The sequence below is a fragment of the Monashia sp. NPDC004114 genome (assembly GCF_053603855.1).
This window is the reverse complement of sequence record NZ_JBSGGK010000002.1, coordinates 399,346-414,238: the sequence shown is the minus strand read 5'-3', so window position 1 is coordinate 414,238 and position 14,893 is coordinate 399,346. Positions and strand designations below refer to the sequence as shown.

Here is a 14,893-nt window from a genome sequence, read left to right as displayed (position 1 = left end):
AGCGTAAGGAGGCAGATGGCGGGGCTGATCAACAGCGAGGACATCGCGGCGGTCAAAGCGCGGTCGTCCATCGAGGACGTCGTGCGCGAGTACGTCACCCTCCGTCCCGCCGGCCCCGGGTCGCTCAAGGGTCTGTGTCCGTTCCACGACGAGAAGACGCCGTCGTTCAACGTCCGACCCGCCGTCGGGGCTTGGCACTGCTTCGGGTGCCAGGAGGGTGGCGACGTCATCTCCTTCGTCCAGAAGATCGACCACCTCAGCTTCTCCGAGGCCGTCGAGCGTCTCGCGCAGAAGCTCGGGCTGGAGCTGCGCTACGAGGACGGCGGCTCACGCCCTCGTGACGAGGGCATCGGGCGCCGGACCCGGCTCGTCGAGGCCCACCGGGTCGCCCAGGAGTTCTATGCCGACGCCCTCCTTCTACCTGGGGCGCGGGCGGGACGTGACTTCATGCGGGCGCGGGGTTTCGACGGCAAGGTCGCCAAGCATTTCGGCGTCGGCTTCGCGCCCCGCGGTGGCGAGGACCTCGTGCGCCACCTGCGCTCGAAGGGCTTCACCGACGACGAGCTCGTGACTGGCGGCCTGGCCGGCCGCGGCTCCCGCGGGCTGTACGACCGGTTCCGCGGCCGCCTGGTCTGGCCGATCCGCGACATCACCGGCGACACCGTCGGGTTCGGCGCGCGACGGCTCTTCGACGACGACCGCATCGAGGCCAAGTACCTCAACACCTCCGAGACGCCCATCTACAAGAAGTCGACCGTGCTCTACGGGCTCGACCTTGCCAAGAAGAAGATCTCGACAGAGCGGCAGGCCGTCGTGGTCGAGGGCTACACCGACGTGATGGCGTGCCACCTCGCGGGCGTCGAGACAGCGGTGGCGACCTGTGGCACCGCCTTCGGCGCCGACCACATCAAGGTGCTGCGGCGGATCATGCGTGACGAGGCCGACCGCGCCCCGGCCAAGGTCATCTTCACCTTCGACGGTGACGCCGCGGGCCAGAAGGCGGCCATGCGCGCATTCGCGGACGACCAGAAGTGGGCGTCGCAGTCCTTCGTCGCTGTCGAGAGGTCCGGCAAGGACCCATGTGAGCTGCGTCAGGCCGGTGGCGACCCGGCGGTCCAGGCGCTCATCGAGGACGCCGTGCCGATGTTCGAGTTCGCGGTGCGCACGACCATCAAGCGCTTCGACCTCGGCACGGCGGAGGGACGCATCCAGGCCGTCCGGGCCGTGGCGCCGATCGTGGCCTCGATCCGCGACCGGTCCCTGCGGCCCGAGTACACCCGCGAGGTCGCCGGGCTGCTCGGCCTCGAGGTGGAGCAGGTGGCCTCCGAGGTGTCCCGTGCCGGCCGCATCAAGGTCGACGACGACCGCCCGTCGTCGCACGAGCGGGCAGCGACCCGCGACGACGTCGAGCCGGCCCTCGCGGACACTGCTGGTGCCCTGCCCGTGCCGGACCGACGTGACCCGGTCGTGCTGGCCGAACGGCAGCTGCTCCAGGTGCTCCTGCAGTTCCCGACGGTGTTTCGAGCCGGCGCGATCGACCTGCTCACTGCGGAGTCCTTCTCGGCCCCGGCCCACCGCGCGGTGTTCGACGGCATCCGGATCGCCCAGAGCGCCGGCGACCGCGCCAACGCGCAGTCCTGGACCTCAGCCGTGACCGAGGCCGCTGCCACGCCCGTTGCGGGCCTGGTCAGCGAGCTCGCCGTCGACACGTTGCCCACCCGGATGGACCCCGCGACCGGGCTGCCGACCTCGCGCTACGTCGACGAGCTCTTCGACCGCGTGCGCACGATCGCCCTGACCCGACAGATCGCCGATGCGATGAGCGAGATGCGACGTCTGGACCATGCCGACCAGCCTGAGCCGGAGCGCACCCGAGAGCTCGGCACCCGACTGCAGGCCCTCCAGCGTGAGCTGGCCGAGATCAAGGCGGCGATGAGCTGATGGCCCTGTTCGAGAAGCGGCGCCGGCCGCCGCTGCCCGACGATGTGCGCGAGGCGGTGCCGCTCGACGGCACGGAGCGGGTGCTGGCGTGGGCCCACGACGAGTCGAGCGGTGGTCATATCGTCGCGACGACCCACCACCTGGCGTTCGTCAGGTCCGATGGCCAGCTCATGTGGCAGCGACCGTGGCACGAGGCCGAGTCCGGCACCTGGCAGGGCGACTCGTCGCTGCTGACGGTGATCTGGGTCGACCACCGCAACCCGGCGCAGTGGCGGGTGACCGAGCCGTCGCTGATCCAGCAGGCGATGCGTGAGCGGATCCAGGCCAGCGTCGTCGTCATCGACGAGTTCCGCACTCCCAGCCGTCGATCGGTGCGTCTCGTGATACGTCAGGACCTCGCGACTGGGTCCCTGCTCGAGCAGACGATCCCCGGCAAGGGTGCCGATCTGACCGACCCTGTCGTGGCGGCCGAGGCCGCGTCGAGGATGGCGCACCTGCGCTCGGAAGTGGGGCTCTGAGAGGGTCCGAAGCACTCGAACTGGGCCGCGGAACACGATTTAGTCCCAGCGGAATCCTTTGCTATGGTTGCCCGGCAGCAGTCCCCTGTAGCTCAACTGGCAGAGCAGCCGGCTGTTAACCGGCAGGTTGTTGGTTCGAGTCCAACCGGGGGAGCACCGCACGACGAAGGCCCTGACACCGCATGGTGTCAGGGCCTTCGTCCTACCAATCCGCGCCGTTTCGGGCGCCTTCGTCCGTCAGCGGCCCTGGCTCGTGGCGTCTCCCGTGAAGACCCCCGTGCCACCGAGGCCGTCTGTCGGGTTGTCGACGGTGCCGGGGCCGGCGACGCCGGTCGTCGGACCCGCTCGGCGCGGCCCGCGGCCCCGTCGGCTGAGCCTGCGCTCGACCCGACCGGCCAGCAGCGTCAACCCGTAGTTGAGCAGGATGAAGATGACGGCCGCGAGCACGTAGGCCGGAATGACCGCGCCGTAGGCGGTGCCCATGTCACGCATGTTCTGCAGCAGCTCGGGGTAGGTGATCGCCGTGCCGAGGGCGCTGTCCTTGAGGATCACCACGAGCTGCCCGACGAGCGCGGGGAGCATGGCGGTGAGGGCCTGGGGCAGCTGGATCAGCCGGAGCGTCTGGCCTGGGGTCAGGCCGATCGACAGGCCCGCCTCACGCTGCCCGGACGGCAGCGAGTGCACGCCCGAACGGACCAGCTCGGCGATGACCGACCCGTTGTAGAGCGTCAGCGAGATGACGACGGCGAAGAACGAGTTGAGGTTGCTGGCGAAGACGTTGTTGTACGCGAACAGCTGGAAGAGGAAGTACATCATCAGCAGCACGGGGACCGCGCGGAAGAACTCCACGATCACACCGCAGACCCACCTCACGGCGGCGATGTGGGACAGGCGTCCCATGCCGAAGAGGATGCCGAAGGCGATGGCGGCCACGATCGAGACGGCAGCGGCCTTGAGGGTGTTGATCAGGCCCGGGACGACATAGTCCTTCCACACGTCCGGGTTGAGCAGGGTCTTCCAGGTCGCCGGGTCGAGCTGGCCCTGGGCCTGCAGCTTCCACAGGACCAGGCCGATCGTCACCAGGGCGAGCACGAGGCCGGCGACAGTGAGCAACGCATAGCGCCGCCTCGCCTTGGGACCTGGGGCGTCGAACAGGACCGTCTGGGCGCTCATCGCTTCACCGCCAGACGTCGCGACATGGACGTGAAGAGCACGCCGATCGGGAGGGTCAGGATGACGAAGCCGAGGGCGAAGACGAGGAACACCGGCACGCTGGCCGTCTCGTTCTCGAAGATCTCGCTCATGAGCAGTGACGCCTCGGCGACGCCGATGACCGAAGCGACCGTGGTGTTCTTGATCAGGGCGATGAGCACGGAGCCGAGAGGCGCGATCGCACCGCGGAACGCCTGGGGGAGGATGACCTCACGCAGGCTCTGCCCGAAGGTCAGACCGATCGAGCGGGCCGCCTCGGCCTGGCCGGCAGGGACCGTGTTGACGCCGCTGCGCAGCGCCTCGCAGACGAATGCCGCGTGGTAGATCGCCAGGGCGATGACCGCCCAGCGGAATCCGTTGTCGACGATCGAGGTCGGTGACTTCGGGTCGGTGAGGCTGATCTGAAGGATGTAGAACGGCCCCGCCAGCGCGAAGAACATGATGAGCGTGAGCGGGGTGTTGCGCACGGTGTTGACGTAGAACGCCCCGAGCCGCTGCAGCACCGCCACGGGCGAGACGCGCATGACCGCGAGGATCGTGCCGAGCACGAGTGCGCCGATCGCGGAGAAGAAGGCGAGCTTGATCGTCACCCAGAACGCGCCGATGACGTCGTACTTGTCGAAGATGTCGAGCACTGCGTCCCCTTCCGCGAAGAGGTCGGACCGAGCGGGGCCATGGGGTCACCGGAGACGGTGACCCCACGACCCGCGCATCGGGTCAGGTGTCAGGAGCGGGAACCAGCGGCAGGTGTCACGAGCAGGCCGCCGGGGTGGGCGGGTTGCCCGGACCCGGCTTGTAGTTCGCCGGGCCGAGGTTGTTCTGGATGGCCTTGTCCAGCGAGCCGTCGCTCTGCATCTTCTTGATGGCGTCCGTGATCTTCTGGCACAGAGCCGTGTCGCCCTTCTTCAGGCCGATGCCGTAGTTCTCGGTCGAGAACGGCTTGCCGACCAGCTTGAACTTGCCGGAGTTCTCCGGCTGCGCCGCGAAGCCGGCGAGGATCGCGTCGTCAGTCGTCAGCGCGTCGACCCCGCCCGTCTGCAGGGCGGGAAGGCACTCGGAGTAGGTCGCGAACTCCTGCAGCTGCACCGTGTTGGCGAACTTGTCCTTGACCTTCTGCGCCGAGGTCGAGCCCTTGACCGAGCACAGCTTCTTGCCGTTGAGGCTCTCCGGGCCGGTGATCGAGGTGTCGTCCGCCCGGACGAGCAGGTCCTGGCCGGCGACGAAGTACGGTCCGGCGAAGCTGACCTTCTCCTTGCGGGCGTCGGTGATCGAGTAGGTCGCGACGATGAAGTTGACCTGACCCGTCGAGATGAGCGTCTCACGCTGGGCGCTCGGCGCCTGCACCCACGTGATCTGGTCCTCGGACGTGCCGAGCTCCTTCGCGACGTACTTGGCGACGTCGATGTCCAGGCCGGAGTACTGGTCGCCCTTCTTGAGGCCGAGCCCCGGCTGGTCGTACTTGATGCCGATCTTGAGCCCGGAGCCTCCGCTTGCGCCGGAGTCGCCGCTGCTGCCTGAGCCGCAGGCGGCCAGGGTGACGGCGAGTGCTGCTACCGCTGCAGCCGCACCGAGTCGTCCTGCCTTCATCTGGTTCCTCCCTGAGTGGGTTGCTCACGGCGCACGGGCGTGCGCCGCTTCTGTGGTGGGTCAGTGAGTGAGGATCTTGCCGAGGAAGTCCTTGGCCCGCTCGCTCCGAGCGTTGGTGAAGAAGTCGTTCGGCGTGCCGACCTCGACGATCTGCCCGTCGGACATGAACACGACCCGGTCGGCGGCCTTGCGGGCGAAGCCCATCTCGTGGGTCACCACGATCATGGTCATACCCTCGCGGGCGAGCCCGACCATGACGTCCAGCACCTCGTTGACCATCTCGGGGTCGAGGGCTGACGTCGGCTCGTCGAAGAGCATGACCTTCGGGCCCATGGCGAGCGAGCGGGCGATGGCGACGCGCTGTTGCTGCCCGCCGGACAGCTGTGCGGGGTACTTCTCGGCCTGGGCCTCGACGCCGACGCGCTTGAGCAGCTCCATGGCCTGCTTGTCGGCGTCGGCCTTGGACTTCTTGCGCACCTTGATCGGTCCGAGCGTGACGTTGTCACGAATCGTCTTGTGCGCGAAGAGGTTGAAGGACTGGAACACCATGCCCACGTCAGCGCGGAGCTGGGCCAGCGGCTTGCCCTCCTCGGGCAGAGGCTTGCCGTCGATGGTGATGGACCCGGTCTCGAAGGTCTCGAGGCGGTTGATGGTGCGGCACAGGGTGGACTTGCCAGAACCGGACGGGCCCAGGATGACGACCACCTCGCCCTTGCCGACCGTCAGGTTGATGTCCCGAAGGACGTGGAGGTCGCCGAAGTGCTTGTTGACGCCCTCGATGACGACCATCGGCTCACGCTGCGTGCCCGGGGCGCGGTCGACCGTTGCGTCAGAGTCGGGTTTCACGTCGTCCATTCCGGAAACCTATCGGGTCAAACGCGCCCGAGGGAGTCATCTAGGCGTGACGTGCCCGAATCGTGAGGACCCGGGCCGAACCGGACCAACCCGAGCCGTGCCGGGATGTGCCGCGACGTGCCTGGTCGCCGTCGCCGGTCAGCGCTCCGCAGAGCGTGCTCGGCCAAGCCAGCTCAGGGCAACGGGCTCAGGCGAGCGGGCTCAGGAGCGGGCTCAGGAACCGCCCTCGGCAGCGGTCGTCGACTGGGGCGCGGGCTCGCTCGTCGTGGTGTCCGTCGCCGCTGCGGTCGTGGCGGCCTCGGTCGCGGTCTGGAGCACCTCGGTGGCTGTGGCCGTCGCCGTCTCGGTGGCCGTGGTGGTCGGGTCGCTCGACGGGGGCGGCGCCGCTTGACTGGTCGTCGCCGGCGGGTCGCTCGTGGTCGGCGGGTCGGTCGTCGTCGTCGCCGGGGGCGGGTCGGACGTCGTGGATGGCGGCGGGGTGCTCGACGTCGGCGGGTCCGTGCTCGTGGACGGCGGCGGAGTGCTCGTCGAGGGCGGGGGAGTGGTCGTCGTCGGCGGCTTGGTCGTCGGCGGCGGGGTCGAGTGTGTCTGGGTCGGACCGGTCGTGGGTCGCGACGTGGTGGGCGAGCTGGTGGGCGGCGTAGACGTCGCGTCGGGGAGCGGGACGTCGCCGTCCTCGACGGTGTGGACCACGCGGCCACCCTGGTCGAACACGACGTGCGGGACCACGGAGTACGGGACCGACTTGGCGTCGGACGGCGGGAAGCCGAGATACGGGGCCGGGTCGACGTAGCGGTCGTTGAGGATGACGTCGAAGTGCAGGTGGCAGCCGGTGGACCAGCCTGTGGTGCCGACGAGGCCGATGACCTGGCCCTGCTTGACGACGTCGCCTTCCTTCACGAGGAAGCGTGACTGGTGGCCGTATGCCGTCTTGAGCGTGGGCGTGTGCTCGATGATCGTGCGCAGGCCCCAGGAGTTGGACACCTCGGCGTAGATGACCTTGCCCGCGGCCGCGGCCCGGATGGGGGTGCCGCAGACGGCGGCGAGGTCGATGCCGGTGTGGAACATCGGCCGCCCCAGCACGGGGTGCACGCGCGGGCCGAACGGCGAGGTCTCACCGCCGGGCACGGGGTGGATGAAGGTGGGGCCGCCGATGATCGGGGCTGCGATGGCCTGGGCGGCCAGCGGCGTGAGCTCGATCGCCGGGAACATGAACAGGCCTCCGCCGAGCGCGTCGGCGAAGGCGGACCCGGCGGGTGCTGTGGCTGCCCCCGCGCCGCCCGCGATCGCGGAGTCCGCGAGGTCGTTGCGGGCCTGGTCGACGGCCGCGACGGCGTCGTTGACCTCCGCGGGCGCGCCGGCAGCGAGAACGACGGAAGCCGTGGGGTTTGCAGGCGCACTGCCGCCGAGGAAGGGCAGCAGCGCGAAGAGCAGCAGCAGGGCGGACAACGGGACCAGCCGACCACTCACCCGGATGTTGAGCACGAGCGGACCGACGCGCGGTGAATCCTCACGCACCTGCAGGCCACCCCCTCTGGGCTCTCGTTGTCGTGCTCGTACTGCGTCGTACTGGGTCGTACCGCGATCGTGCTGTCCTGCATCGGTCTGCGTCGCAGGAGCGTCCGACACAGACCATATCCGGCAAAGGAGCGGGAGCAGCGAGCTCCCTTCCTGGTCGGACTTGTCCACCATAGGTCGGCACGGGGCCGCAGGGGCGGTTCCGGTGAAAGTTCTGGGCGAGTTTGGACAGGATCCTGAGACAGATGGGGCGGATGGGGCAAATGCCCGAATTCCTGAGTGTCTGCCCGATGCGCCGGGCACCGCAAGGCGCCCGCTGGTCTCGGGACCGGCAGGCGCCTCGTCGTCCGGCCGCAGCCGGAGCGCAGTCAGCTCGTCGGAATCTTGCGGAAGGCGATCCAGGCGTCGTTCATGCGCTCCACCTGACCGGCGGTGAACATGTCCATGCAGGAGTCCTGCGTGTAGTCCATGAAGTTGTGGATCGGGTCGAGCCCGGGCGCGGTGCACGTGTCCGCGCCGGTCGGGCAGTCGAACTGTGGGTGGGCCTCGCGTGGCGTGTCGGCGACGAAGTCACCGCTGGCGGAGCAGCCGCTCTTGAAGGTGTGCTCGAGCATCAGCCAGTGCCCGACCTCGTGAGTGAGAGTGTCGCCCTCGGAGTACTTGCCGGCGGCTCCACCGGGCATCGACTCGTCGAGCATGACCACGCCGTCGACGTAGTCACGACCGTGGTTGTAGCCCTTGGGGAAGTACGACCAGCCGAGCAGGCCCGCGCCGATGTTCGCGGTGTACACGTTGAGGGTCTGTGAGTTCCCTTCGTACAGTGCCTTCTTCATGTCGCGCTCAACTTTGCCGGGCGTGACCGTGTACCACGTCGCGTTCACGGTCCACGTGATCTTGGTCAGGTTGAAGCGGAACGGCGAGTCGGCCGCGTCTGGCGCGGTCCTGCCGCTGTACGAGTCGTTGAGGACCTTCATCTGCGCCTCGATCATGCGCTCCCAGCGGGTCTTCTCGGCCGTGCTCAGGGTGTGGTCCGAGACGACGTGGAACACCGTGGGGATGTGGACGCTCCCGTTCGGCATACGGGGTGAGTCCTTGATGACGCCGTATGCGTTCGCCTCGCTGGCCGCATAGAGTGCGGGCTCGCTGGCGGTGCTCCCTTGGCGCACACGCGCGAAGTCCGGTGCGCTGGCGCACGCGGCGGCGCCCGGTGACGGCGTCGCGGGCGCCGCGCTGACTGTGGACCCCGAGGAACCGATGGCGACGACGCTCGTAGCGGCCGCGGCTACCGCCATCCAGCGCAGTGTCGGTGTCGATGGCATGCGATCTCCCCTGTGTCAGGACCTGGTTTCGGGCTGTGTGTCGGCCCCCGGAGCGAGCAGTCTTGAGAACCTACTGCCGTCGTACGCCGTTCGAGCGGCTTCGAAGACAACGATCAGGTCTCGGTCGCGGCCGTGTCGGGCACCAGGGCACGCCCGTCCCGGGTATGCCGGGCACCCGCGGTTCTCGACGCGGCGCCCTTGGCGCGGGAGACTTCGAGCACCGACTCGGAACGGAGCTCACCATGGCTGGCGACCGGATTCACGTGCGGACCAACCACTCTGCCTACCCACCCATCGCCGACTACGGGTTCCTCTCGGACTGCGAGGTGACGGCCCTGGTCGCCCCGAGCGGGAACGTCGAGTGGATGTGCCTTCCCCGCATGGACGGGCCGAGCATCTTCGGCTGCATGCTCGACCGTGATGCGGGTGGCTTCCGGCTGGGCCCGGCCGACATGCGCGTGCCGGTGTCCCGCAGGTACCTGCCGGGGACCATGGTGCTCGAGACGTCGTGGGGCACGCCCACCGGTTGGGTCATCGTGCGGGACGCGCTGCTCATGGGGCCATGGCGTCACGACAAGGACCGTCGAGACACTCACCGGAGGGCGCCGACGGACTACGAGAGCGAGCACACGCTGCTGCGCACGATCCGCTGCGTCGACGGAGAGGTCCAGATCGCGCTCGACTGCCACCCGGTCTTCGACTACGGACGCACGCCGGCGGTGTGGTCGTACGACGGGCCTTCGTACTACTCCGCGGTCGCCGAGGGCGGGGCCGACGACGAGGTGCTGCGTCTCACCTCGGACATGCGGATGGGCTTCGAGGGTAGTCATGCGATGGCCCGGACGCTCGTCAAGGAGGGCGACACCCGCTTCGTGGCTCTGTCGTGGGCCGGGATCCAGCCTCCGATGTCCTACCCGGTCGCGTACCAGAGCCAGGTCTGGACCGCCCATCACTGGCAGCACTGGCTCGCGCGGGGCCACTTCCCGGACCACCCCTGGAGGACCGCGCTGGAGCGAAGCGCCTTGACGCTCAAGGGGCTCACCTACGCTCCGACCGGCGCGCTGGTGGCCGCACCGACGACCTCGCTCCCGGAGGATCCCGGCGGCGAGCGGAACTGGGACTACCGCTACACGTGGATCCGAGACTCGACGCTGACGCTCTGGGCGATGGACCGACTCGGTTTCGACTGGGAGGCCTCGGACTTCTTCTCGTTCATCGCCGACGTGGCGGCGACCGGGGAAGACCTGCAGATCATGTACGGCATCGACGGGGAGCGGCAGCTCAAGGAGTCGACGCTCGACCACCTCGAGGGCTACGAGCGATCGCGCCCGGTGCGCGTCGGCAACGGGGCATTCGACCAGAAGCAGCACGACGTGTGGGGAGCCTTGCTCGACTCGGTCTACCTGCACAGCAAGGAGAGGGACCGGCTCGACGACCGGTTCTGGATCATCCTCGCCCGGTTCGTCGACAACGCGATCAAGCACTGGGCGGAACCGGACCGTGGCATCTGGGAGGTGCGCGGCGAGCCCCAGCACTTCACGGCCTCGAAGGTCATGTGCTGGGTCGCGGTGGATCGCGGCGTGAAGCTCGCCCGGCTCCGCGACGAGAACGAGCGAGCGGACAACTGGAAGAAGGCGGCCGACGAGATCAAGGCCGATGTGCTCGCCCACGGCGTCGACGAGCGCGGCGTGTTCGTCCAGCACTACAACACCAAGGCGCTCGACGCGTCGGCGCTGCTCATCCCGCTTGTAGGGTTCCTGCCCTCGGACGACGAGCGCATCGTCAACACGGTGCACGCCATCGCCGACGAGCTCACCCGAGACGGCCTGGTGCTGAGGTACCGCGTCGAGACGACCGACGACGGTCTGTCCGGCGACGAGGGCACCTTCACGATCTGCTCGTTCTGGCTGGCGTCCGCATGGGCGATCATCGGTGAGGTCGATCGTGCCCGGCACCTGTGCGAGAAGCTCTTCTCGATGGCGAGCCCGCTGGGCCTCTACGCCGAGGAGCTCGACGAGGCCAGTGGCCGCCACCTGGGCAACTTCCCCCAGGCATTCACTCACCTGGGCCTCGTCAACGCGGTCCTGCACATCATGTCGGCCGAGGCGGGCATCGAGATGGAGTAGCCCCGCGGGCGAGCCCGGCCCCTTCGACGGTGACGACATGACCGTCGAGCGGGCACCTCCATAGGGTTCGGGACCGCGGGTCGGGCCTACGGCTCCGTATGCCGTCAAAGTCATCCCCGGCCGCGGCCGGGGATGGGACGATTCCCGCGTGAGCGAGCACCGGGAGGAGCGCCGCGTCGTCACTGCGTTGTTCGCTGATGTCGTCGGCTCGACCCCGCTGGGCGAACGGTTGGATCCCGAGGAGCTCAAGCTCGTCCTTCAGGAGGCACTCAGGCGCATCATCGGGTCGGTCGAGGAGCTCGGCGGCACGGTGAAGGACCTCGCGGGCGATGGCGTCCTCGCCCTCTTCGGCGCGCCGGTCGCACACGAGGACGATCCGGAGCGGGCCATCAGGGCGGGACTTCGCATCGTGGAGGACATCGCAGAGTATGGCCGCGAAGTCGACCAGGCCTGGGGTGTCAAGGGATTCGCGGTGCGAGTTGGCATCAACACCGGGCTCGTCGTCGTCGGCTCGGTCGGCGCGGGCGGGCGGGTCGAGTACTCAGCGACCGGCGACGCGATCAACGTGGCGGCGCGCCTGCAGGCTTCGGCCGCACCAGGCTCGGTCCTGGTCAGCGTCGACACCCAGCGGCTGGCGGCATACGCCTTCACCTGGGCCGAGCCGGTGCAGCTGCAGCTCAAGGGCAAGGCCCAGCCGTTCCCGGCCGTCGCGGTCCTGGGCCTTGCCGCCCACCCATCGCGTGCCCGCGGTTTCGAAGGAAGCCAGGCGCCGCTGGTCGGCCGCGAGCGCGAGCTCGCCGCGGGGCGGGCCGCCATCGAGGCCGCGCTGGCCGGCAGCGGCGGGGTCGTGTTCCTCACCGGCGAGCCAGGCATCGGCAAGACCCGGCTGCTCGCCGAGCTACGGAGCAGCTTCGAGCGGGGTCAGCCGGTCCAGGGCCGCGCCCGCTGGCTCGAGGGACGTTGCGTCTCCTACGGCGAGTCGATGCCGTACTGGCCCCTGCGCGACCTGATCCGCTCGTGGCTCGGCGTGCTCGCCGACGAGCCGGAGCTGCGCGTCCGCGTTGCTCTGCGGCGCCGCGTCGACGAGCTCTTCGGCGCCGCGGCGGAGGACAATTACCCCTACCTCGGCGCGATGCTCGGACTGACCCTGGAGCACGATGTCGAGGCGCGGCTCGCCGAGCTGTCCCCGGAGGCCCTGCAGTACCGCACTTTCGAGGTGGTCCGTGCCTTCACCTCGCGTCTGGCGGCCGACGGCCCGGTCGCGTTCGCCATCGAGGACCTGCACTGGGCCGACGCCACCTCGCTCCAGCTGCTCCAACAGCTCGCCGCCGACACGGACACCGAGGCCCTGCTGCTCGTGCTCACGAGCAGGCCGGAGCGCGACCACGGGGCGTGGCGGCTCAGGGAGGACGTCGCGCGGGCGTTGCCCCATCGGGTGCAGGAGCTCGCTCTCGAGGCCCTGACCGGGGACGCCTGCAACGAGCTGCTCCACGCGCTCGTCGGCAGCGGCACCCTCCCCAGGGAGACCGAGCGCCGGATCCTCGAGCCGGCCGAGGGCAACCCGTTCTTCCTCGAGGAGATCGTGCGCTCGCTTGCCGACGCGGGAGCCCTGGTCCACGACGAGCACGGCGTCTGGCGCTTCGAGCGCGACGTTCCCGTCGAGATCCCGCCGACCGTCGAGCAGGTCATTCTCGCGCGCATCGACCGCCTCGAGCCCACCGCGCACGACGCCCTCATGGCAGCCTCGGTCCTCGGGCGCCAGTTCGGGCGGCCGCTGCTCGAGGGCGTCGCCGACCGCGAGCCGGCAGAGGTGCGCGCCGCGCTCGCGGAGCTCCAGCGGCTCGACCTCGTCCGCGAGGTCCGCCGGTGGCCCGAGCCGGAGTTTCGGTTCAAGCACGCCCTGATCCAGGACGCGGCATACCGGACACTCGTGCACGAACAACGGAACCGCCTCCACCGCAGGGCAGCCGAGTGGCTGGGTCGGCAGTATGCCGGCCGCGAGGACGAGGTCGCGGGCCTGCTCGCTCACCACTGGCTCGGCGCCGAGGACGAAGAGCGCGCGGCGGCATACCTGACCCGTGCCGGCGACCGGGCGCGACAGGAGTACGCCCTCGACGAAGCGATCGCCCACTATCGCGAGCTGCTGCCCATCCTGGAGCGGCGCGGCGAGCGACGCGAGATCGCACTGGTCCTCTTCAAGCTGGCGCTTGCTTTGCACATGGCACTCCGTTTCGCGGAGGCGAACCGCGCCTATCAGCTCGCGTTCGACCGCTGGGACCCGCCGGCTGCGCGCGAGCTGCCGGACGACGGCTTGGTGACCGCCGTCCGGATCGGCAGCAGCTTCCTGCCCAACGACACCGACCCGAGGTCTGCGATCGCGTGGCCCAACATCCAGGTCTGCATGCAGCTGTTCGACCGCCTCGTCGAGGCGTGGCCCGAGCGCACGATCGTGCCCTCACTGGCCGACCGCTGGGAGATCAGCGAGGACGGCCTGCGCTACGTCTTCCACCTGCGGGACGGGCTGAGCTGGTCCGATGGGCATCCCCTCACCGCCCACGACGTGGAGTTCGGGATCAAGCGGGTGCTCGACCCGGACGCCCCGGGTTCCTCCGTCGCGGTCTACTTCGTGCTCGAGAGCGGTCAGGACTACTACCTGCGGCGCACCCGCGACGCGAGCACGATCGGCGTGCGCGCGCTCGACGACCACACGGTCGAGTTCCGCCTCGCCGCCCCGGCGCCGTACTTCATGAGCGTGATGAACCGCCCCGATGCGGGACCCCAGCCGCGCCACGCGATCGACGCCGCGGGCGACGCCTGGACCGAGGACCAGGTGGTCAGTGGCGCGTTCCAGGTCGTCGCACGGGGCGCCGACTCCCTGACTCTGAAGCGGCGGGTCGGCGGCGCGCCGAGGACCGGGAACGTGCAGCAGGTCGAGTACCACCGGGCGCCGGTCACGGCGTCTCTCGACGGGTACTCGCGCAACGAGCTCGACATGATCCAGGTCCGCTACACGCCCCGGCTGGCCGACCTGATGCCGGCAGACGTGCCCGACGCGGCGCCGGGACCTGCCGCATGGTCGGGGTACCTGTCGTTCGACCACGCCCACCCGCAGACGGGCAAGCTCGACCTGAGGCGTGCCCTGGCCCTCGCGGTCGACCGCGAGCGACTGGCCGCTGCGCTGCCGGCGAACATGATGGTGGCGACGGGCGGGGTCGTTCCGCCCGCGCTGCAGGGCCACACGCCGGACATCGCGCCGCGCTTCGACCCTGGGCGCGCCTGCGAGCACCTGGCCCGCGCGGGGGACCCAGGCACCCTCCGTGTCGCGGCCCTCGAGGAGAACCGGATCCTCGTCGCGACGGTCGTCGACGGGTGGCGCGAGACCCTCGGCCTCGACGTGCAGATCCTGCCCTGGACCTTGCAGGAGGCCGTGGTCCTGAGCCGTCCGTGGGATGCCGCGCCGATCGTCATGACGGGGTGGCTGCCGGGATATCCGGACCCTGAGTACTACCTGCGGTTGCTGTTCCAGTCCGACAGCCGCACCAACGAGGGCGGCTTCAGCCACGCCCCGTTCGACGAGGTCATCGAGCGAGCCCGTCAGGAACGCAGTGACCGCGGCCGCCTCGAGCTGTTCCACCAGGCCGACCGCATGGCGGTCGCGGACCGCATCGCGTGCATCCCGCTCGTCTATGCCCGCAGCACGGCCGTGGTGAAGCCGTGGGTCGAGGGCTGGTGGGAGTTCGGCAAGACCTCGGCGAACTACGCCGACCTGGAGGTGCGCTCGACGGTGGCGTGACGGCGAGGGGTCGGAGCTGCCCGC

General features: G+C 69.5%; 10 protein-coding genes and 1 tRNA gene. 5 read left to right on the top strand and 6 right to left on the bottom strand.

Features of this window, described 5'->3' with window-relative positions; translation table 11 throughout:
* Positions 1-15: 15 nt before the first annotated feature.
* The 3 genes from dnaG (at position 16) to ACWEOW_RS04645 (ending at position 2,613) form a co-directional block, all read left to right on the top strand.
* Positions 16-1,941, top strand: coding sequence for a DNA primase (dnaG, locus tag ACWEOW_RS04655; protein ID WP_452267982.1), 1,926 nt, complete (start codon positions 16-18; stop codon positions 1,939-1,941).
* A complete protein-coding gene (locus tag ACWEOW_RS04650; protein WP_452267981.1) occupies positions 1,941-2,459 on the top strand; it encodes a hypothetical protein in 519 nt (172 codons plus the stop codon). Before dnaG ends, ACWEOW_RS04650 begins: the two co-directional genes overlap by 1 nt.
* Positions 2,460-2,540: 81 nt before the next feature.
* Positions 2,541-2,613, top strand: a tRNA-Asn gene (locus tag ACWEOW_RS04645).
* An 83-nt stretch (positions 2,614-2,696) separates the two neighbouring features.
* Here ACWEOW_RS04645 and ACWEOW_RS04640 read toward each other — a convergent pair.
* From ACWEOW_RS04640 to ACWEOW_RS04615, 6 genes are all read right to left on the bottom strand, one after another.
* The gene (locus ACWEOW_RS04640; protein WP_452267980.1) at positions 2,697-3,632 is read right to left on the bottom strand and encodes an amino acid ABC transporter permease; all 936 of its coding nucleotides are present in this window, start codon (positions 3,630-3,632) and stop codon (positions 2,697-2,699) included.
* Positions 3,629-4,306, bottom strand: coding sequence for an amino acid ABC transporter permease (locus ACWEOW_RS04635; RefSeq protein WP_452267979.1), 678 nt, complete (start codon positions 4,304-4,306; stop codon positions 3,629-3,631). Before ACWEOW_RS04635 ends, ACWEOW_RS04640 begins: the two co-directional genes overlap by 4 nt.
* Before the next feature lie 115 nt (positions 4,307-4,421).
* Complete coding sequence (locus ACWEOW_RS04630) at positions 4,422-5,258, bottom strand: glutamate ABC transporter substrate-binding protein (RefSeq protein ID WP_452267978.1); 837 nt, start codon at positions 5,256-5,258, stop codon at positions 4,422-4,424.
* 60 nt (positions 5,259-5,318) lie between these two features.
* Positions 5,319-6,047 (bottom strand): amino acid ABC transporter ATP-binding protein, encoded by a 729-nt coding sequence (locus tag ACWEOW_RS04625; protein WP_452268031.1) that lies wholly within the window; start codon positions 6,045-6,047, stop codon positions 5,319-5,321.
* A 279-nt stretch (positions 6,048-6,326) separates the two neighbouring features.
* Positions 6,327-7,631, bottom strand: a complete 1,305-nt coding sequence (locus tag ACWEOW_RS04620) for a M23 family metallopeptidase (protein WP_452267977.1) — start codon at positions 7,629-7,631, stop codon at positions 6,327-6,329.
* A 368-nt stretch (positions 7,632-7,999) separates the two neighbouring features.
* On the bottom strand, positions 8,000-8,950 hold the full coding sequence (locus ACWEOW_RS04615) for a zinc metalloprotease (RefSeq protein ID WP_452267976.1): 951 nt from the start codon (positions 8,948-8,950) through the stop codon (positions 8,000-8,002).
* A 242-nt stretch (positions 8,951-9,192) separates the two neighbouring features.
* On the opposite strand from ACWEOW_RS04615, the gene ACWEOW_RS04610 reads away from it, so the two are divergent.
* A complete protein-coding gene (locus ACWEOW_RS04610) occupies positions 9,193-11,076 on the top strand; it encodes a glycoside hydrolase family 15 protein (protein WP_452267975.1) in 1,884 nt (627 codons plus the stop codon).
* A 148-nt stretch (positions 11,077-11,224) separates the two neighbouring features.
* Positions 11,225-14,869 (top strand): ABC transporter substrate-binding protein, encoded by a 3,645-nt coding sequence (locus ACWEOW_RS04605; protein WP_452267974.1) that lies wholly within the window; start codon positions 11,225-11,227, stop codon positions 14,867-14,869.
* The last annotated feature ends 24 nt before the right edge of the window (positions 14,870-14,893 follow it).

Excerpts from the sequence above, each read along its gene's own strand:
- dnaG (WP_452267982.1), top strand. The coding sequence starts at position 16 with ATGGCGGGGCTGATCAACAGCGAGGACATCGCGGCGGTCAAAGCGCGG.
- ACWEOW_RS04625 (WP_452268031.1), bottom strand. The coding sequence starts at position 6,047 with ATGGTCGTCATCGAGGGCGTCAACAAGCACTTCGGCGACCTCCACGTC.
- ACWEOW_RS04615 (WP_452267976.1), bottom strand. The coding sequence starts at position 8,950 with ATGCCATCGACACCGACACTGCGCTGGATGGCGGTAGCCGCGGCCGCT.
- ACWEOW_RS04650 (WP_452267981.1), top strand. The coding sequence starts at position 1,941 with ATGGCCCTGTTCGAGAAGCGGCGCCGGCCGCCGCTGCCCGACGATGTG.
- ACWEOW_RS04640 (WP_452267980.1), bottom strand. The coding sequence starts at position 3,632 with ATGAGCGCCCAGACGGTCCTGTTCGACGCCCCAGGTCCCAAGGCGAGG.
- ACWEOW_RS04610 (WP_452267975.1), top strand. The coding sequence starts at position 9,193 with ATGGCTGGCGACCGGATTCACGTGCGGACCAACCACTCTGCCTACCCA.
- ACWEOW_RS04630 (WP_452267978.1), bottom strand. The coding sequence starts at position 5,258 with ATGAAGGCAGGACGACTCGGTGCGGCTGCAGCGGTAGCAGCACTCGCC.